This window comes from Collinsella aerofaciens (genome assembly GCF_009876115.1).
GTDB classification, from domain to species: Bacteria; Actinomycetota; Coriobacteriia; order Coriobacteriales; family Coriobacteriaceae; genus Collinsella; species Collinsella aerofaciens_N.
The window spans coordinates 24,331-41,942 of record NZ_WWSY01000019.1 but is presented as its reverse complement, the minus strand read 5'-3'; the positions used below and the strand labels follow the sequence as shown (position 1 = coordinate 41,942).

Here is a 17,612-nt window from a genome sequence, read left to right as displayed (position 1 = left end):
GCGGTGTCCCCTCCCTTTCAAGAAAGAGAAGAGGCGGGGCATGCCCCGCCTCTTACACCACATCTCTGCGCGCTACCAAAAATAACGTAAATTAACACGAAATAGCAGAAAAAATATCTTATAGATGGTTGAAAGAACTGCCAACCCTATTTCGTTGATTTGTTTAGAAAAGCCATCTTTTTATTATCCGCGGCCATCTCGAATCGCCATGCAGGCTAATTGCGAATTATATCTGAAATTAATAATAGACAATATGTGGGTAAAAACGCCTTACCCCACTATCTCAACGACCATACTCTAGAGTTTGTCAGGTGATTTGCATGGAGAATAACGATTTGCACTCTGCTTCCGCTGTTGCTTTGAACCCTCTCACCGGCTTATTCGGTGCAACCCTGACTGATTTTTTCATTATTGGGGGCATATTAATCAACTCTGACAATTATAGGAAAATCGGGCAGCACAATAGCTGGTCCATTTCTTTTCGCTGCAACAAAAACGGCCTCCCCAATGAGAGTTCACGGACTGAATATAACGTCGCAATCGAAAGAATTCTGAAGCAATCCGGCTACAAATATGCCTTTAGACCAGTTACTCGCCATCCGTCTGGCTTTATAGCCACTCTTTTGTTTCAAAACCCATTCGAATTTAGTGACTTGCTCCATTTTGTAGAAAAAGCCCTCAATCGAGATGAAGACGAATCTAAAGCATATGCATCAGCGCTTCTTTCCGGTGTTCTTGATGGAAAAGTCATTTGATCGAAAAAACAATGCGGGCGCCGCCATCAGGTTGGACATTCCAAATGGTGGAGCATCGAATGACACCGTCATGAAAATCTGTAGCTTGATAAACACCGCACTCTCTCTGCTCAAAAGTGGTGAGTCGCGGATCAACGATGGTGATCGCCAGCGATCAGGAGGCGGAAATGCCCGCATGACTCAGATAGCAATTGGATGCGGCTCTATCACACGTCTTTTTAATCAAGTTGAAATTGCGTGCCCTCCCCGCCAAGAACTCATCTGCAAGCAGCTTAACCTGATTGCAGAAAAGGAGGGATCTGACAGCCTTTTCGAGAAAATCGAGCTTTACCCAACCGAATTGCCTGGAGCAATTGCTTTTCAGGATATTAAAGCGCCAAAAAGACTGGCAGCACCGTCATGAGCGATATCCACCACGGTCAACCCTTGGCCGCGGAAATCGATGGATCGAAACCTATGCCAAGATCAAAATCCATAACAACGCAGCAATGGACAGTTAATGATGCACAAAAGGAGATGGCGCGCATAAAGTGCCACTATTGCTGTGAGTTAGCTCACGATCATCCCCGTTTTCCCAGAAAAGGAGATGAGATGCCCTTTGTAGAGGTCCATCGCCTAATACCAATGAACGCACAAGCATATTTCAATCATTCACTTGATGTCCAAGCGAATTTAATCTGTCTCTGTCCCAATTGCCATAGCGAGATTCACTATGGAGTACGTCGCGACATATTGATTGAAAAACTGTACAAAATAAGAGCGGAACCGCTAAAGCGTGCAGCGCTGGATGTTTCGCTACAAGAACCGCTCGAATACTATAAATGAGAGACGGTAAGGGCCTTCGCCCGCGGCATCTCCCGACATGTACATTGTTGACCATGCGAACCGGCACCGCTTCCGCTTTTGACAAAACGATAGCGGTGCCGAGAAATTCAGAGGCCAATCGGCAAAACCATCATGACAATACCTCAGACTATCCCGTGCAACAACATGGACTCCAATGGCGTCTGAGCGCGCGCTCCCGTATCCGCAGCATTTTGATTTGAAATCAGGGCACCTCCTTCCACCCCTTAAACACCAAGTCATTGTGGTACTCAATGAACTCAGCTCGTGGGGCGAATCGCTTCGGAAGCGTAATCGAATCTCTGTTGTAGCGTCACAAATACTCGTCCTCAGGTGTTTCGTGCCCGACCACACCGGACACCACCATCTTTAGGTCCTTCGTAATGGTGATTAGTCCCCGATCGAACGCTTTATCGTGCAATGCGTTCAAAAGCAAGCCGTTGTCGGGCGCAAGTCGCTCCGTCTTTGGATCAGAGACTGCCCGGGGCTTGATATGGCTGGCGACCAACAGCGCCTTGTTCGTTAACCCCGTCAAACTGCATCTTGAATTGTAATTGACGAGCAAGGTATTCCGAAAGAACTTCTGGTTCACCCGCATCGAAACGATTGCTTCGCGCTCCTTGCCCTCTGACAAATCAAAGCCAATCGTCTCTTCAACTCATCGCTTAGCGGTTCTTCAAAATCGAAACGATTGAGGAAAACCTCGGTTGCTTCCTCGACAAGCTCATCACCAGCAGAGGAATACTCGGCCCAAACCATCTTGTCCATTTTGCTTGCATGGGTCATTCCGACCTTGCCACGAGCACGTCACCGCTCATCGAAAGATGCAAGATTCCAGATTTTTAGAGCAACCGCGCCCGGCGTTCTGCCAATGGCCTTAGCTAACGCTTGGACATCTTCGCTTGTATCATCAACCATTTTTGATGGTAGGGCGAGGTGCAGAAACAGAGCCACAAGGGTTTCTTCCCTCGACCATTTGTCTCCACGACCAGTCATGATTGCTCCTCGCCCGCGCACCGCTCACTTAACAGGTCCAGGATAAACCCGGAGGAAATCACGATCGCCACCCTTTCTCATTCATCGGTGAAAGGTATGCACGACGGCGCTTCCCCGCGTTTTTCATACCCCCGCTCGAGCTTCCTCCCAAGCACCTCGGCATTGCGCTTCGTCTCCTCGGTAAACAGGTCATCGATTGCCCTGTCGATCCGTACGCAGGTCTCGAAATGCTCGTCCTTCCAGGGCAGATCGAGCCCCAGACTCGTATCCCAATAGCCGCCAATCTTTGCGCTGATTACTTCCTCGGGATACAGCACGTCATTGCGAACCCCTTCGATTGCCTCGTCCTCGTCCATATCACAGGCCGCATCGTCCTCCTCGAGGCACTTGCGCAGCTCCTTTTGCTCGCGGATGCGATGCAGCACGCCGGCGCACACCACAGCCAAAAAACGATAGCGCTCGCACAGGTCCCATTCGCCGCCGAGCCATACGCGATAGCCCAGAATGACGCTTGCAGGCTCCTCGTTGAGCAGGAACAGTTCCCACGGATACACTTCAGCACACGCGCCCTCCCCTGACTTTTGCACACCACCGCGCGTAAAGGCGCACGGCTCCACGTCGTAATAGCCAAAGCCGCGGCCCGCATCGCGGCGGTTGATGACATGTTTGGGCAGCAAAATAATCTTGTCGTTGGGCTCGGGGTCAATCTTCCGCAGCTTTTTGACCTTGCGGCGGACGCGCTTTAGATTGCGCTCGCTATCGCCACGGCCACGACCGTCCGGCTTGCCCCCGTATCGCAGAGCAACCTCGCGCGCCAGGATCTTTGTGTCCGCAGCGCACAGCAAGTCGCTCACGGTGGGCAAGTCTTCCCACTCAATACCATCGACATCCCAAATCCTGCTCATGTTCAACCTCTTTCTGGCAGTAAAACCACGCGATCGTTCGCCCTGCTCAACGCGCTTGCAAGGCATACGCCCCGCTAGAGCCCCTTCCTGCTCGGCGCAATTACCTCGTCCACCAGGCCCAACTCCAAGGCGCGCTTGGCGTTGCACCAGCAGTCACGCTCGGTGAGCTCGTGGAACTCCTGAGCGCTCAGGCTGCCGTGCTCGGCCAGCAGCTCGTCCAGCTCGGCACGCATGGCCGCCGTATGCTGCGCCGCAATCTCGATATCGGTCTGCTGCGCCATCCCCGTGCCACCCATCAGCTGGTGGATGAGCACCTGCGTGTGGCGGTACACCTGGCGGTGGTCGCCGCAGGCCAGGATCACCGCGGCCATCGAGGCCACAACGCCCTCGCCTACCGTGATCACGGGGCAATCGAGCGACTGCATAGTGTCGATGAGCGCCAGCCCCGCCGTAACGCTACCGCCCGGACTGTTGATGATGAGGGTGATGGGTTCAGTCGCACTTTGGTGTTCCAGCACCAGCATGGACTTGATGAGGCCGTTGCAGGTCACATCGTTGACCTCGCCCTCCAACAGCAGCACGCGGCTGTTAAGCAGCTCGCTTGCCATATCGACGGCGGCAACGCGGCCGTCCTTGGACTTCTTGATGATGCTGGGCTCACGGTACATAACGGGCATGGTTAATTCCTTTCTGGATGGGATCGATAAAGGGAACTGGCCGCACGGCTCATGGCAAACGACGCCATGCGGCCAAAATACAGGTCGGAATGCGCGAGGCCGCAAGGGCTAATCCGTCAGCCACTTGGCGGCATTGGGATGGTCGTCGCAAAAGTACTTCTTGGCGCGGAAGGGACGCATGCCAGTCACCTTGACCAGGCAATCGGTGCGAGGCATAAGCCCCACCTCGCCCGGGGTCATCACGTAACCGCGCACATCTACGGCAGTGCGCTCGGCACCCACGTACTTGGTGCCCAAAACCGACTCGCCACACAGTTCGCTTATGTAGTTCTGCGTCGCGATGTTGCTGCCACCACCCATATAAACCAAGCTGTCGCAGTTATCGAGGATGGTAAGCGCCGTGGATTTGCCGTATACGCCATCGAGCTGGCTCAGCGATTGTGCGCACATCAAAAAGCTAATGCCGCGACTGCGCACGGTCGCAATGCTGCGCTCAAAATCGGGGATGCGTCCCACATTGGGAAACTCATCGAGCACAAACTGCACGCGACGCTGCAAATGACCGCTGGGGCTGGCATCGGCACGGCGCTGGGCAAGGTTAAACAGCTGCTTAAGGGCAACGTTCGCAAGCCATGCATTGGCCGAGTCGTTGTCGCTCACCTTAAGATCGATCACGCGCTTGCCCTCGTCGATACGATCAAGACGCATCTCGTCATTTTCAAAAACGCGCATGAGCTGAGGCGTCTTGAGCCGCGAGATGGTTGCATTGAGCGTGATCAGAATACTCTTAAGCGTCCTATCGGCCGCACCTCGAAAATCGCGATACTGCTCAACGCCGTACAGGTCTGCGTTCACCGTCCCATACTTATCGAGAAACTCCTTGGACTCCACCTCCTCCACAAGGTAGTCCAACGGGAATCGCCCCTCGCCATCTCCCGTGACTTTGATGAGCGCGGCCAGCTTAAAGACGTTGTTCATCTTAAGGTAGCGGCGCGAAGCATTGGGGTCCTCGCCCGGCGCAAGGGTGCCGGCAAGGCACTCCAGGAGATACAGGATTCCAACAATCGCTCGAAGCAGCAGGTCGCTCGCGTTATCCCAGAACGGATCATACCTACGGCTACGACCGTCAGGATCGACCCCCTCCATGATTGCCGCCACCGTGGTGGGGATATCCTCGACATCCATCACGTAACGCAGAGGGTCGTATCCGGCCGACTGCTCGGGATTAACAGTATCGAGAACCGTTACCTCGTAGCCGTCCTCTTCAAAGCCTTTCCCCGTACGGCGCAGCAGCTCACCCTTGGTGTCTGTGACCACATAACAGCATTCGTGGTGATTGAGCAGGTTGGGCAAAATGAAACTCGCCGTTTTGCCGCTGCCGGTACCTCCAAAGGCAAAGACATTGTTGGACACACTCGTCTCCCAATGTTTGTCGTCCTCGTAGAACGCCACCGTGGCACCCTTAGCCAGGATCACATCGCGCTGCTCATCGCCGGACGACAACGTCTGCATCTCCTCCCTAGTCGCCCACTTCTTGGTCTGATACTCCGTTTGTTGCGCTGTCTCGTAGCCGAACATCTTGATGACTGACATGATGTGGCTCCTTTCTTGTGCGTGGTGTTGGCGGTTGTTAGGCAATGCGATCGGCACCGTCGTCCTCATTGAACTGGGCCGATCGCGGCGACTTGGTCGCGTGGCCGATCAGGCGCTCGGCCTGCGCCAGATAACTCTCGCGAGCAGCAGTTGAGACCGTTGTGTCGCCCAGGTACGCAAGCAGTGCATGGATCATCAGCTTGTCAAGCAGGTCGTAATCTTTATGTTGCTTGATATTGAGGAGATAGCGATCTTCGAGTCCGTGTACCTTGTTGGTCAAATCGATTTCCATCTTTTCCTCCATGTAATAAAAAGTGTGTCGTTCGTCCAAAAGTGCCTCAAACGGGCGTTTGACGCATAGCTCAAAGTTGAAACGCGGACTCGTATCGAACACACGTCGTTGCACCTTGAGGTAGCGCTTATAGAACATGACGGCATCATCTTCATCCGCCGTAAAGCCACGCGATCCATCGCGGTGCAGCCGGTCGCATGGCTTTCTGCCATCGGTGTGGCGCACGAAGGAGGACGGGATATAGGCGCCCTGCTTAGTGCTGTACTTCATCCCTGTCGCAACTTCCTCGAACAAGAGAACACCAGCCGATTTAAAGCCCGCAGTACGCCCGTGCCTAAACATACTCACCACAGTCGCCACGCTGCCTATGCGGCTATCGCGCGGGGGAAAATACAGCGGAAGCAAAGCGAGCGTCGCAGCAGTCAAAAGCTCGCGGGCCTCGTGTACATCGGCTCGATACTGCTCGGGCACCAGCCCGGGACTATCGGGCGAGCGCTCTTCCAGCACGCCAACGAGCGATTTAGCCAGGCGCTCGACGTTCTTCTCGCCGCAGTACGGACACGGAAGTGGCAGCTCTGCCTTTCCGTTCTCTTCGCACATACCACGGAGATCCTCGTCGATCGCACTGAGGAATGCCTCGTAGATACTGTCCAGTTTCTTCATGAATGCTTCTTTCTATCTGGTTGCAGATGTTTGTCGATTAGTCTGTTCTAGGTTCTAGAATATTCTGACGCTAGAACGATGATTATCGATCTAACCTGTAGTTTCATAAGTGAAATCGTCCTGCTTGATTGCTTAGTTTGCCTAAAGGCTACAAAGCGAATGCATCAAGCAATTGCTATTGAGTTGGCTTTGGATTGCTTCGAGGATAGCACAGTGCGCTGTTCTCGTCATTAGAAATTTTCAAATTTTTCTGCTAATATAAACCCACTAAGAAGAAAGGGCTCTATACATGCGTGAAACTACATCATCATTGCCACGCCTCACCGCCGCCGCCCTCTCGCGCGCGCTTAACCTGGAACAAGACAGTCGCTTGCTCACTGTCCGTCTGCCTGGCGCTGTGGATGCCGAAGATCTCGCTAAGTGCTTTACCCTAAACGGTAACGGCGTGCCCGATATTTGTGAGCTTGAACCTGGTAAACAGAATACAAGTAATGGTGAGCTCGCTCCAGTGTTTATCGACGCATCAAACTACTATCGCACAAACAAGCGCGATGTCGAAAAAGACTGCGCCGTGCTCATCGATTATTTGGAGCCTGGCTACCTTGATTTTTGCGACTGGGGTCCTTTTATTTGGTGCCTGTATGCTCTCGCCCTTTCGGGCCGCACTCAAGCAGCCGTGGTGCTTCCCGCCGATTTACTTGATAAAGCTGAGCAGGCACGCACGATTTTGATACGCGAAGGGCTCATCGAGAGTGTCGTTTATTTGCCACTTTCCGAGCCCAGGCCCTACATGACAAGCGCGCTCCTCATACTGTCTTCAGGAAATCGCAGCGTTGCATTTCGCAGCGCAATTGAGCCCGGACCGCGTTTTCAATATGTGACTAAAACATCGTATTACTCTGATATCACCTTTTCTATCTCTCCTGACTGGGCCCGCATTGATACCGATACGTCAAGATCGACGCCAATCGAAACGTCCACTTTTGCCACGCGCGAGCTGCTCCAACACCACGCCTCTCTCTCAAAAGGCAAAATCAGCCTCATCGCCATCACCCGAAACTACAGCGCCACACTCGGTGACTCTTTTACGCGAGTCGCGCCATTCATGCCCCGCGAGAGCACGACATCGAACGACATTGACGCAGTCGAGGTGCGCCGGATCTCATCTCAAGATTTTCAGGACGGCAATCTTCTGCCCGCAGATGCTGCAGATGATCAAAATGGTTCGGATTCTAAATTCGTAAAGGTAGACCCCAGCGTCCTCGATCGCTACGAACTCCGCGCCGGCGATATCGTCATGCCGCGAATGCTGGGTCGCTCTGGCGCATCCAACTTGCTCGTGGTCAGTGCCGCAGACGCGAAGCAACATCTAGTTGCCTCACATAACACCACCGTCGTTCGCCCGTCATTCCAAACGATGACCGAAGATGAGCGCGTGGTGTTTTCGGAGATAATCGTTGGATACCTTACCGAAGGCCACGGGGCAAAGCTGATTCAAGCATTAACTGAAGCAGCCAGCATCCGTGCCATCCGCCCCTCCGACCTGTTTGAGATCGAAGTCCCGCCGGCGCTTGACCCGCGTACGCGCGAGTACAGTGAATCCATCAATCGCTTTGCCGAGGTCGTAGGGGCAAAGAAACAAGCCGAGGCCGCTGTCGCCCAAGCCCAGCGCGACCTCGAAGCCGCAAAAAAGGCCGTCACCCAGGTGGTCGACCAAGCCTGCGAGTAGCGCATAGGCAGTAGAAACGACTTAAGCCGGCGACAGGAACTAATCCTGCCGCCGGCTTGCTACCGGTACCCCATCCCTCGCTATCGAGGTCTAATACTTTTCCGCGAAGTGAACGTCTGTTTTAGGACCCCTGAAGCATCCACATTTTTCGTCGGCAAGATCGCAGGATTCCAGTATCGAAACCGCAGGAAACGATGTCCTTAAAGTGTCGATGCTTCGGGAGTCCGTTTTAGCTCGTTCACTTCTCGGAAAAGTATTAGACCTCGCCGCTAGCTACCCAGAAGGACACCTCTTCCTTCCCCACTGCCACCCAAAAACTCATCCAACATTAATCTTGGCTCAAGAATCGCTTAATCTATAACCTGCACTATAGAGTTCGACCAAGGGCGGCGCCGCGCAGCGCAGGCCGCCGAACGCAACGCTCGCGCCCGGGCAGATCGTCCGGCGTCGCGCCCATCGAACGAAAGGACAGGTCATGGACGACCTCGAAAAAGTTGAAACCATCCGCACCAAGTGCAACGTGAGCTACACCGATGCCAAGGCCGCGCTCGACGCCGCTGACGGCAACGTTCTGGATGCCATTATTTGGCTCGAGTCGCAGGGCAAGACCCAGACCACGTCGGCGCACGCCGCCACCGAGTCCGCGCCGGCCGATGAGCCCTCGGCCGAGATGGTCGCCGCGCAGGCCGCCTATGAAAAGTCGAGCGAAAAGACCGACTTCTCCAAGAAGATGGACAGCGTGTGGGAGTACCTCAAAAAGCTCTTCCGCCTGAGCCTGGACACCAAGTTTATCGCCACGCGCCGCGATGCGATCATCCTCAACATCCCCATCCTGATCCCCATCGTCGCGCTGTTTGCCTGGGGTGCCACGATATGGCTGATGCTGATTGGCCTGTTCTTTGGCATGCGTTACCGCATCGACAGCGACGGTGACGTGCCCGGCAGCATCAACAACCTTATGAATCACGCCGCCGATGCCGCGGACGACATCAAGCAAAATCTGAACGACGACAAGTAATCGCAGACGGGGGCACGCATGGCACGGATTCTGATCGTAGAGGACGAGGAGAAAATCGCCCGCTTTGTGACGCTCGAGCTGGAGCACGAGGGCTACCAGGTGGAGCACGCCGCCGACGGCCGCACCGCCGTGGACCTGGCACTGGAGCGCGACTACGATCTGATTCTGCTCGATGTGCTGTTGCCGCAGCTCAACGGCATGGAGGTCCTGCGGCGTGTCCGCAAGCACAAGGACGTGCCGGTGATCATGGTCACCGCGCGCGATGCCGTGATGGATAAGGTTGCCGGGCTCGATGCCGGCGCCGACGATTACCTGACCAAGCCGTTTGCGATCGAGGAGCTGTTCGCACGGATTCGCGTGGCGCTGAAGCGCTCGGAGGCCGCGCGGACGGCTTCGGGCGTTGGCGGCGCCGGCGCCAGGGCTGGCGTAGCGAGCGGCACGGCCGTCGGTATCGCCACAATGTCCCCGGCAACCGACACGGCCCAGGCTGCTGCCACGCCCTCCCCCGCCGCGCTTACCGTTGACTCGGTTGCGCTCGATCCCGACCGCCGCGAAGTCACGGTCGGCGGCTCGCCCATCGTGCTGACGGCCCGCGAGTTCGACGTCCTCGCCCTGCTTATGGCGCATGCCGAAACCGTGCTCACGCGCGAGCGCATCGCGCACGAGGCGCTGGGCTACGAATACGTGGGCGACGCCAACAACGTCGACGTGCACATCGCACACCTGCGTGCCAAGATCGAGGACGCCGGCGGTGCCCGCATCATCCAGACCGTGCGCGGGGTGGGCTATGTCTGCCGTGCGTAACGCTGAGGCCAAGCGCGTCACCTCTATCGCTCGCGCCATCAACTGGGGCTATATGTGGCGCCGCCTGATGGGCTACGTCTGGCTCGATCTGCTGCTGATGGTGATTGCGGCGGCGATCCTCGTCTATGGATACAACCAGACGCTGCCCGACAGCGCGTTTACCGCAGGCTGGATTCCCGGCGCCACCGTTCACGGCATGTCGCTGACGCCCGCGCGCGGCTGGGACCTGACAACGCTCACCTATACCGTCGAGCTTGCGCGCACCAGCAAGACCTTCCCCCTCGCGCAGGACCTCGTCACGCTATGGCCTCTCTACCTTGTCGTTGTGGGTTGGCAGGTCATCAGCGTGCTCAACATGCTCGGCGGCGCGAGGCGCGTGCGCCGCACCATGGCGCCGCTCAACGACCTGGCCTTGCGCGTGGACGAGCTCGGCCGTATGCAGCTCTCCGGCGGCAAGATGGAAACGCTAGAGCAGGCCATCGAGCGCGCAAGCGTCGACTCGCCGAGCGTCACCACCGGCGACGCCGACCTGGCAAGCATCGAGGTCGCGCTCAACCGCCTGCTGCGCCAGATGCAAGAGGCCAAGCTGCAGCAGATGCGCTTTGTCAACGATGCAAGCCACGAGCTGCGCACGCCCATAGCGGTGATTCAGGGCTACGTAAACATGCTCGACCGCTGGGGCAAAGACGACCCGGACGTGCTGGCGGAATCCATCGCGTCCCTCAAGGCCGAAAGTGAGCACATGCAGGAGCTCGTGGAGCAGCTGCTGTTTTTGGCACGCGGCGATGCCGGCCGCACCGTGCTGCGGCGCGCGAATACTAACCTGGCTGCACTGGTCGGCGAGGTATGCGAGGAATCGCAGATGATCGATACCGAGCACACGTATCGACTGGCCTTTGACGCTGCGCTTGTCAGCGACCCGCGCTGCGACGCGCCCGTCGACGTGGCGCTCGTGAAGCAGGCCCTGCGCGTAATCGTGCAGAATGCCGCCAAGTATTCGGACGCGGGCACATCCATCTCGTTTGGCGTGACGCCGGATGCGGGCGCGGGCACGATCGACATAAGCGTTGAGGACGAGGGCATCGGCATGAACCAGGAATCCGCAGCTCACGCGTTCGAGCGGTTCTACCGTGCCGACAACGCGCGCGATGCCGGCACGCAGGGCTCGGGTCTGGGACTCGCCATTGCCAAGTGGATTGTCGATAGCCACGGCGGCGTCATCGGTGTGACCTCGGTCGAAGGGGTCGGCAGCCGCTTTACGATTCGCCTGCCGCGGTAGGGATGTCCCTCGGCATAAAAAAGGGATAAGGCCATGCGGCTCTATCCCTTTTTGCTAGCTATAGCAGCTTGTGCGCTAGTCGCGGCACAGGTGCACGGCAAAGCCGGCGAACTCGCGCTTAAAGTACACGAGTTTGGTGCCGCCGTCGGGCAGCAGCACGCGCGACTCCTCGTTAACCTCGAGCCCGCGCTCGGCAAACCACTTCTCGGCCGCATCGATGTCGTTGACGGCAAAGCCAATGTGGCCCTTGGCGCCACGACCGTTCTGCTTCATGATCTCGACCAGCGAATCGTTAAAGTACGAAACGGGGGTCTCGATGACGGGCAGGCCCATCATCGTCGAGAACAGCTCCGCGATCTCCAGGGCGTCTGCCGGGTCGGTGGCGTTAATGCCCACATGGGCAACGCGCATGCCAAAGAGCTCGACCGGATTGGCGTTCTGCTCACTCATACAGGCAGCGCCTACTGAGCCATGACGTCGAGAACGGCCTTCTCGGCAGCGACGCGGTTCATGCCGGTCATGAAGGGCACGCCGCTCACGTACGGGCAGGTGAGGCCCTCGGGGGCAACGGTGGTGGCGATCAGCAGGTCAGCGCCCTCGTCGCAGTAATCCTTAGCCTCGGAGATGGCGCACTGCACGATCTCATACTTGCCGGCATAACCGTTGGCGTCGAGCAGGGTGGCGACCTTCTGGGCAACGAGCGTGGAAGTAGCAGCGCCAGCACCGCAAGCCAAAACGATCTTCTTCATAGGTAATGTCTCCCTTCATGGTTTACTTTAGGTAAGTGTACCGCAGCAAGCGATGTCACTCGGCCTCGATGAGCTTTTATGCCAGTTTGCTTGCGCGCTGCGTATAATACATCCAGTACGTGTTGTCATACCGCTCGCTTTATGAGCGACTAAGGACCCTAATATGCCCGATTCCCGCACCCTCTGGACCGCCGTCGTCATTATCTGTATCGCCGTGTCGGTATTTTTTAGCGTCAAAAAACGCACCACATTTAAGCGCCTGCAACAGCTTATGGCCGCCAAGCAGTGGGACGAGTTCGATCGCCTGCTCGACGCCAAACTCACCAGCATGCTGTACCCGCGCTATAACCGCGACTACCTGCGCCTGAACTCATATCTGCTGCGCGAGGACCACAAGCGCGCCGACGAGATGTTCGATTTGCTGTTGGGGCTCAACCTGCCCAAGATGCAGCGCGTCGACCTGGTGATCAAGGCTTTTAACTACTACGTTGGCCAGGAGGACCGCAAAAAGTCCAAGGAGCTGCTGCACGAAATCAAGGGTTTTGAGGGCGGCCAGGCCGAGGCAGTCGCACACGAATGCCAGCTGATGTACGACACGATGATCCTCAAGCGCCACAACGACATTCCCGAGCTGGAGCGCATGCTCGAGGATGTCGGCGACGACCCGGTCAAGCGCTGCCGCTTGGAGTACCTGCTGGCCCTGCAGTACCAGAACAAGGGCGACGAAGCCAAGTTCCAGGAGTTCCTGGAGAAGTCGGGCCAACACTCGATGGCCGTCAACGCGTAACGGACGGCTTGTGCTAGACTTCTAGTCTCACGGGGGCGTGGCGGAATTGGCATACGCAGGAGACTTAAAATCTCTCGCCGCAAGGATTGTGGGTTCGAGTCCCACCGCCCCTACCATATGAAGCGTTCGAGCCCGTGTCCCCAAGGGATGCGGGCTCGTTTCTTTTTCACGCCGGCGGGACTCTAAGTTGCGGTGGAATAGTTAGAGGGTGCTGAGGCTGGGGGTCCAGGCGATGGTGGGGGTTTTACCGTCGAGGGTCTCGTTGATGGTGGCGGCCATACCGGCAAGCAGGCTGTTCTCGCTCACGGTAAGCGCCCTGTAGCCACCGGCGCGCATAAGCTCGCGGATCACCACGGCGCCGGCCAGAATCACGCCCGCGCGCTTGGGCTGCACGCCCGGCAACGCGGCAATGCCCGTAACGTCCAGCGCGGACATGCGCTCGATAGCGGCCGAGACCTGCTCCATCGAAAGCTCGCGCAGGTGCACAAAGCTCGAATCGTACGGCTCCAGTTCGTGAACGAGCGTCACGAGCGTGGTGACGGTACCGCCCACCGCAACGAGGCGTTCGGCGCGCTCAAAGTCGACAGGCAGGCCCTCAAAATAGGCGGCGAACTGCTCGCCTGCCCACGCGGCAGCGGCAGCAAGCTCGCCATCCGCGGGCGGCAACGCGGAGAAAAAGCGCTCCGTCACGCGACGGCAACCGATGTCCAGCGAGCGCGTTCCCTCCAGCGCAAAGACGCTGCGCTCCGGAGCGTATACGCCCGTCACGAGCTCCGTGGAGCCGCCGCCCGAATCCGCGACGATGATGCGCTCGCCGGCAAAGTCGTGCGCCACGCCAAAAAACGTCAGGCGCGCCTCGACCTCGCCCGGAATCACCTGTGGTTTGAGCCCCAACTCGCGCAGGCCGTCCAGCAGCAGGGCGGCATTGGACGCATCGCGCGCGGCACTCGTGCACGTGGTGCAGACGCACGCGGCCCCAAAGGCACGCGCCTCATCCACAAACATACGACACGCTTCGAGCACACGCTCAACGGCCTCCTCGCAAAAGCGGCCCGTCGCGTCCACGCCCTCGCCCAGGTCGGTAATCTCGGTATGCTTGGACGATTCCACGATCGCCCCGGCCTCGGCCTGCGCCAGCACCAGTCGCGACGACACCGTTCCCAGGTCGATCGCGGCTACCTTATAGCGTTTGCAATTTGTCATTGCGGGCTCCCCTCCGGGCGCTATTTGCCGTTGGACACGACCGTCTGACCCTCGACGCCGTTAAACCCAAACAGCATGTCGAGCGCCTGGATGTACCACGGCGCGTCCTTGCCGACTTCTTCGATTTCCTTGGCCACTTCGCTGGCCTTCTTGGCGTTTGAGGACTTTTTGCTCGACGACGAGTCCGAATCGTCGTCCAAGCCTAGCACGTCAATCTTCTTCTCGCCGGGCATCACCAGGCCCAGGTCCTCGGACGCCGCGTCCTTGATACCCTCCTCCGAGAGCAGCTTGTCGACGCTTTTTTGCAGCTCATCATTGTATTGCTGGCGAATCTCGACCTGCTTGGCCAAGATATCGCTCGAACGCTTTGCCACGTACAGGTCGCGCACGGGGAAATACAGGCTCACGAGCGCCAGCGCCACGACAATGCCGATAAACAGCGGGCGCAGAGAGCCATGCGTAAAGTCATAGATCGCCTTGACCACCGCGTTGTCGTTGGCGTAGCGCATAAAGTCCGAGCCCGAAAAACGGTTCGAGGGCCTGCTCGATTTGTCGTGTGCCTGAGTCGAGGGGCGCGACGTATGCGACGAACGTGCCGGGCGCACCGGTCCATCTGTCGAAGTATTCACCTGAGCATTGGAGCGCGAGGTACTTGTCGGGCGCTGCGTGGAGCGATCGACGCCGGCGTAGGCGGACCCACCGAGCTGCACCGTGCGCGCACGGCGAGGCGACGGCTCGCGCGAACCGGCGGAATAGTACCTGTTGTCGTAAATCTGATCCATGTGCGCCTTGTGCGGTTGAGGTTTGTTTGCGCTAAGTCCTTTAGTTATAGCACGAGCGCCCGCACCGCCTTCGCCAGCCTTTGCTCGACATAAAAAAGGCGCTGAGCCGTATGGCCCAGCGCCCATGGCGCTTTGCAGCATCCAGTCAAGGCGGGACGGAACCGAGTCAGCCTCCCCCTCGCCAAATTCGCCCGTTTAGCGAATGTTGTAAAACGCGGCCTTGCCGGCATAGCGCGCGCTGCCCTCGAGCTCGTCCTCGATGCGGATGAGCTGGTTGTACTTGGCGATACGGTCGCTGCGGCACGGGGCGCCCGACTTGATCTGGCCGGCGTTGACGCCCACGACCAGGTCGGCAATCGTGGAGTCCTCAGTCTCGCCGGAGCGGTGGCTCACGATGCAAGCATAGCCGGCCTCCTTGGCGGTCTCGATGGCCTCGAGCGATTCGGTGAGTGTGCCGATCTGGTTGACCTTGACCAGGATCGCGTTGGCGGCACCCAGCTCGATGCCCTTCTTGAGGCGCTCGGTGTTGGTGACGAACAGGTCGTCGCCCACCAGCTGCACCTTGTTGCCAATGCGGCGGGTGAGCTCAACCCAGCCGTCCCAGTCCTCCTCGGCCATGCCGTCCTCGATGGAGATGATGGGATAGGTGTCGACGAGCTTCTCCCAGTAATCAACCATCTGGGCGCTCGTGTACTCCACGCCCTCGCCCTTGAGCTCGTACATGCCGGTCTCGGCGTTGTAGAACTCGGTCGAGGCCGGGTCCATGGCGTACATGAAGTCGACGCCGGGCTTAAAGCCGGCCTTCTCCACGGCCTTGGTGATGTACTCGAACGGCTCGGCATTGGTCTTGAGGTTGGGCGCAAAGCCGCCCTCGTCGCCCACGCCGCCGCCCAGGCCGGCCTCGTGCAGCACGCCCTTGAGGGTGTGGTAGACCTCGGCGCACCAACGCAGACCCTCGGCAAAGCTCGGGGCGCCCACCGGCATGATCATGAACTCCTGGAAGTCGACGTTATTGTCGGCATGCACGCCGCCGTTGAGGATGTTCATCATGGGCGTGGGCAGCAGATGGGCGTTGACGCCGCCCAGGTACTGGTACAGCGAAAGACCCGCCGACTCGGCAGCGGCGCGGGCAACGGCCAGCGACACGCCCAGGATGGCGTTGGCACCGAGCTTGGTCTTGTTGGGGGTACCGTCCGCGGCAATCAGCGCGGCATCGACGGCGCGCTGGTCGAAGGCGTCGAGGCCCACGACGGCGTTAGCGCACTCGTTATTGACGTGCTCGACGGCCTGCGAAACGCCCTTGCCCAGGTAGCGGCCCTTGTCGCCATCGCGCAGCTCGCAGGCCTCAAAGGCGCCGGTCGAAGCGCCCGAAGGCACCATTGCGCGGCCAAAGCTACCGTCCTCGAGCACGACCTCGACCTCGACAGTGGGATTGCCGCGGCTGTCGAGCACCTCGCGACCGTAGACGTCCAAAATATCGCTCATGTTGTCTCCCTCTCACTTGGAAACGGGTTGAATGCTTGGCGACACGGCTTGCACGCTACAGTGGCGCGCAGGTTCATAAGTTAGCCTTATCGCACTTTTTGCATTATGCCCTAAGTTAGCCAAGGGATACAATCTTTTTTAAAAATAATAGGGGCGATGGGACAAGTCCGTCCCGTCGCCCCCGCAGTCTTACTCCTCTGCCTTTGCGGCATCCCAGAGGTCATTGAGGCCGTGGGTCGAAAGCTCGGCCAGATCAACGTGGGCGTCGGCCGCCATCTGCTCCATTGCGGCCCAGCGGCGGCGGAACTTTGCCGTGCTGGCACGCAGGGCGCTCTCGGCGTCGATTCCCTCCTTGCGCGCAACGTTGACCAGAGCAAAGAGCAGGTCGCCAAACTCCATCTCGCGCTCGGGCGAGCCGGAAGCCTCGGCCTCAAACTCGGCACGCTCCTCGGCGACCTCGTCCCACACGTCCTGGACCGTCTCCCACTCAAAGCCCACGGCAGCCGCCTTGCGCGACACCTTCTGAGCCTGCATCAGCGCCGGCAGGTGCGTGGGCACGCCGTCGAGCAGACCCTCGGGCGCGGCCTCGCCTGCCGCCACGGCCTGGTCTTTGGCGGCCTTCTCGGCAAGCTTGACCTCGTCCCAAATCTTGAGCACCTCGTCGGAGTTGTCGGCATCCGCATCGCCAAACACGTGCGGGTGACGACGGATGAGCTTGGCGTCGATATCGCGCGCCACATCGGCCAGCGAAAACTCGCCGGCATCCGCCGCAATCTGCGCATGCAGTACGACCTGCATGAGCACGTCGCCCAACTCCTCGCGCAGATGCGTGGCATCGTCGGCCTCGATGCAGTCGAGCGCCTCGTAGGCCTCCTCGATCATGTTCTTGCCAATGCTCTGATGCGTCTGTTCGCGGTCCCACGGGCAGCCATCGGGCTGACGCAGGCGCCAGATGGTCTGCACCAGATGCCGCAGCTCGGCCGACGCGTCGACCAGCGTGGACAGGTCGCGCGAACCCTCGGCATTTTGCTGAGCCATATGCTCGGCCATGG

At 58.3% G+C, this 17,612-nt stretch carries 19 protein-coding genes and 1 tRNA gene; 8 read left to right on the top strand and 12 right to left on the bottom strand.

The genetic code is table 11. The features are described from left to right. The first annotated feature begins 320 nt into the window (after nt 1-320). A complete protein-coding gene (locus GT571_RS08730) occupies nt 321-755 on the top strand; it encodes a hypothetical protein (protein ID WP_161156714.1) in 435 nt (144 codons plus the stop codon). Beyond that, the gene (locus tag GT571_RS08725) at nt 709-1,158 is read left to right on the top strand and encodes a hypothetical protein (RefSeq protein WP_204987219.1); all 450 of its coding nucleotides are present in this window, start codon (nt 709-711) and stop codon (nt 1,156-1,158) included. Before GT571_RS08730 ends, GT571_RS08725 begins: the two co-directional genes overlap by 47 nt. 753 nt (nt 1,159-1,911) lie before the next feature. On the opposite strand, the gene GT571_RS08720 is transcribed toward GT571_RS08725, so the two are convergent. The 6 genes from GT571_RS08720 to GT571_RS08695 all read right to left on the bottom strand — a co-directional run bounded on the left by GT571_RS08720 (nt 1,912) and on the right by GT571_RS08695 (nt 6,724). After that, a complete protein-coding gene (locus tag GT571_RS08720) occupies nt 1,912-2,232 on the bottom strand; it encodes an HNH endonuclease (RefSeq protein ID WP_161156710.1) in 321 nt (106 codons plus the stop codon). A 173-nt stretch (nt 2,233-2,405) separates the two neighbouring features. Continuing rightward, nucleotides 2,406-2,594 (bottom strand): hypothetical protein, encoded by a 189-nt coding sequence (locus tag GT571_RS08715; RefSeq protein WP_161156708.1) that lies wholly within the window; start codon nt 2,592-2,594, stop codon nt 2,406-2,408. A 77-nt stretch (nt 2,595-2,671) separates the two neighbouring features. Beyond that, nucleotides 2,672-3,499, bottom strand: a complete 828-nt coding sequence (locus tag GT571_RS08710; protein WP_161156706.1) for a hypothetical protein — start codon at nt 3,497-3,499, stop codon at nt 2,672-2,674. Between the two features lie 74 nt (nt 3,500-3,573). Beyond that, on the bottom strand, nt 3,574-4,176 hold the full coding sequence (locus GT571_RS08705; protein ID WP_161156704.1) for a ClpP family protease: 603 nt from the start codon (nt 4,174-4,176) through the stop codon (nt 3,574-3,576). Between the two features lie 108 nt (nt 4,177-4,284). Beyond that, nucleotides 4,285-5,769, bottom strand: coding sequence for a VirD4-like conjugal transfer protein, CD1115 family (locus GT571_RS08700; RefSeq protein WP_161156702.1), 1,485 nt, complete (start codon nt 5,767-5,769; stop codon nt 4,285-4,287). Between the two features lie 37 nt (nt 5,770-5,806). Then, the gene (locus GT571_RS08695) at nt 5,807-6,724 is read right to left on the bottom strand and encodes a hypothetical protein (protein WP_161156701.1); all 918 of its coding nucleotides are present in this window, start codon (nt 6,722-6,724) and stop codon (nt 5,807-5,809) included. 289 nt (nt 6,725-7,013) lie between these two features. Here GT571_RS08695 and GT571_RS08690 point away from each other — a divergent pair, with 289 nt between their 5' ends. From GT571_RS08690 to GT571_RS08675, 4 genes are all read left to right on the top strand, one after another. Continuing rightward, nucleotides 7,014-8,453: a restriction endonuclease subunit S domain-containing protein gene (locus tag GT571_RS08690; RefSeq protein WP_161156699.1), complete on the top strand. Its 1,440-nt coding sequence runs from the start codon at nt 7,014-7,016 to the stop codon at nt 8,451-8,453. A 475-nt stretch (nt 8,454-8,928) separates the two neighbouring features. Next, nucleotides 8,929-9,471 carry a UBA domain-containing protein gene (locus GT571_RS08685; RefSeq protein WP_161156697.1) on the top strand — a complete coding sequence of 181 codons (543 nt, stop codon included), beginning with the start codon at nt 8,929-8,931 and terminating at the stop codon, nt 9,469-9,471. 18 nt (nt 9,472-9,489) lie between these two features. Then, nucleotides 9,490-10,275 carry a response regulator transcription factor gene (locus tag GT571_RS08680; protein ID WP_161156695.1) on the top strand — a complete coding sequence of 262 codons (786 nt, stop codon included), beginning with the start codon at nt 9,490-9,492 and terminating at the stop codon, nt 10,273-10,275. Next, nucleotides 10,259-11,554 carry a sensor histidine kinase gene (locus GT571_RS08675; protein WP_161156693.1) on the top strand — a complete coding sequence of 432 codons (1,296 nt, stop codon included), beginning with the start codon at nt 10,259-10,261 and terminating at the stop codon, nt 11,552-11,554. Before GT571_RS08680 ends, GT571_RS08675 begins: the two co-directional genes overlap by 17 nt. 75 nt (nt 11,555-11,629) lie before the next feature. Here the strand turns inward: GT571_RS08675 and GT571_RS08670 are convergent, their stop codons facing one another. Both GT571_RS08670 and GT571_RS08665 read right to left on the bottom strand, forming a co-directional pair. Next, complete coding sequence (locus GT571_RS08670) at nt 11,630-12,004, bottom strand: VOC family protein (protein ID WP_161156691.1); 375 nt, start codon at nt 12,002-12,004, stop codon at nt 11,630-11,632. An 11-nt stretch (nt 12,005-12,015) separates the two neighbouring features. After that, a complete protein-coding gene (locus tag GT571_RS08665) occupies nt 12,016-12,303 on the bottom strand; it encodes a PTS sugar transporter subunit IIB (protein ID WP_117564906.1) in 288 nt (95 codons plus the stop codon). A gap of 163 nt (nt 12,304-12,466) precedes the next feature. On the opposite strand from GT571_RS08665, the gene GT571_RS08660 reads away from it, so the two are divergent. Both GT571_RS08660 and GT571_RS08655 read left to right on the top strand, forming a co-directional pair. Further along, nucleotides 12,467-13,090 carry a hypothetical protein gene (locus GT571_RS08660; protein WP_161156689.1) on the top strand — a complete coding sequence of 208 codons (624 nt, stop codon included), beginning with the start codon at nt 12,467-12,469 and terminating at the stop codon, nt 13,088-13,090. 31 nt (nt 13,091-13,121) lie between these two features. Next, nucleotides 13,122-13,206 (top strand) — tRNA-Leu (locus GT571_RS08655). Nucleotides 13,207-13,291: 85 nt separating this feature from the next. Here GT571_RS08655 and GT571_RS08650 read toward each other — a convergent pair. The 4 genes from GT571_RS08650 to mazG all read right to left on the bottom strand — a co-directional run bounded on the left by GT571_RS08650 (nt 13,292) and on the right by mazG (nt 17,610). Next, the gene (locus GT571_RS08650; protein ID WP_161156687.1) at nt 13,292-14,293 is read right to left on the bottom strand and encodes a Ppx/GppA phosphatase family protein; all 1,002 of its coding nucleotides are present in this window, start codon (nt 14,291-14,293) and stop codon (nt 13,292-13,294) included. Nucleotides 14,294-14,313: 20 nt separating this feature from the next. Beyond that, nucleotides 14,314-15,075: an FtsB family cell division protein gene (locus tag GT571_RS10120; protein ID WP_240136046.1), complete on the bottom strand. Its 762-nt coding sequence runs from the start codon at nt 15,073-15,075 to the stop codon at nt 14,314-14,316. Nucleotides 15,076-15,270: 195 nt separating this feature from the next. Next, entirely contained in the window at nt 15,271-16,560 is a 1,290-nt protein-coding gene (gene eno / locus GT571_RS08640; protein ID WP_117564903.1) for a phosphopyruvate hydratase, read from the bottom strand. A 189-nt stretch (nt 16,561-16,749) separates the two neighbouring features. Beyond that, complete coding sequence (gene mazG / locus GT571_RS08635; RefSeq protein WP_161156685.1) at nt 16,750-17,610, bottom strand: nucleoside triphosphate pyrophosphohydrolase; 861 nt, start codon at nt 17,608-17,610, stop codon at nt 16,750-16,752. Nucleotides 17,611-17,612: the final 2 nt, after the last annotated feature.

Coding starts and splice junctions, on each gene's coding strand:
- GT571_RS08730 (WP_161156714.1), top strand. CDS start 321: ATGGAGAATAACGATTTGCACTCTGCTTCCGCTGTTGCTTTGAACCCT.
- GT571_RS08725 (WP_204987219.1), top strand. CDS start 709: ATGCATCAGCGCTTCTTTCCGGTGTTCTTGATGGAAAAGTCATTTGAT.
- GT571_RS08715 (WP_161156708.1), bottom strand. CDS start 2,594: ATGACTGGTCGTGGAGACAAATGGTCGAGGGAAGAAACCCTTGTGGCT.
- GT571_RS08710 (WP_161156706.1), bottom strand. CDS start 3,499: ATGAGCAGGATTTGGGATGTCGATGGTATTGAGTGGGAAGACTTGCCC.
- GT571_RS08705 (WP_161156704.1), bottom strand. CDS start 4,176: ATGCCCGTTATGTACCGTGAGCCCAGCATCATCAAGAAGTCCAAGGAC.
- GT571_RS08700 (WP_161156702.1), bottom strand. CDS start 5,769: ATGTCAGTCATCAAGATGTTCGGCTACGAGACAGCGCAACAAACGGAG.
- GT571_RS08695 (WP_161156701.1), bottom strand. CDS start 6,724: ATGAAGAAACTGGACAGTATCTACGAGGCATTCCTCAGTGCGATCGAC.
- GT571_RS08690 (WP_161156699.1), top strand. CDS start 7,014: ATGCGTGAAACTACATCATCATTGCCACGCCTCACCGCCGCCGCCCTC.
- GT571_RS08685 (WP_161156697.1), top strand. CDS start 8,929: ATGGACGACCTCGAAAAAGTTGAAACCATCCGCACCAAGTGCAACGTG.
- GT571_RS08680 (WP_161156695.1), top strand. CDS start 9,490: ATGGCACGGATTCTGATCGTAGAGGACGAGGAGAAAATCGCCCGCTTT.
- GT571_RS08675 (WP_161156693.1), top strand. CDS start 10,259: ATGTCTGCCGTGCGTAACGCTGAGGCCAAGCGCGTCACCTCTATCGCT.
- GT571_RS08670 (WP_161156691.1), bottom strand. CDS start 12,004: ATGAGTGAGCAGAACGCCAATCCGGTCGAGCTCTTTGGCATGCGCGTT.
- GT571_RS08665 (WP_117564906.1), bottom strand. CDS start 12,303: ATGAAGAAGATCGTTTTGGCTTGCGGTGCTGGCGCTGCTACTTCCACG.
- GT571_RS08660 (WP_161156689.1), top strand. CDS start 12,467: ATGCCCGATTCCCGCACCCTCTGGACCGCCGTCGTCATTATCTGTATC.
- GT571_RS08650 (WP_161156687.1), bottom strand. CDS start 14,293: ATGACAAATTGCAAACGCTATAAGGTAGCCGCGATCGACCTGGGAACG.
- GT571_RS10120 (WP_240136046.1), bottom strand. CDS start 15,075: ATGGATCAGATTTACGACAACAGGTACTATTCCGCCGGTTCGCGCGAG.
- eno (WP_117564903.1), bottom strand. CDS start 16,560: ATGAGCGATATTTTGGACGTCTACGGTCGCGAGGTGCTCGACAGCCGC.
- mazG (WP_161156685.1), bottom strand. CDS start 17,610: ATGGCCGAGCATATGGCTCAGCAAAATGCCGAGGGTTCGCGCGACCTG.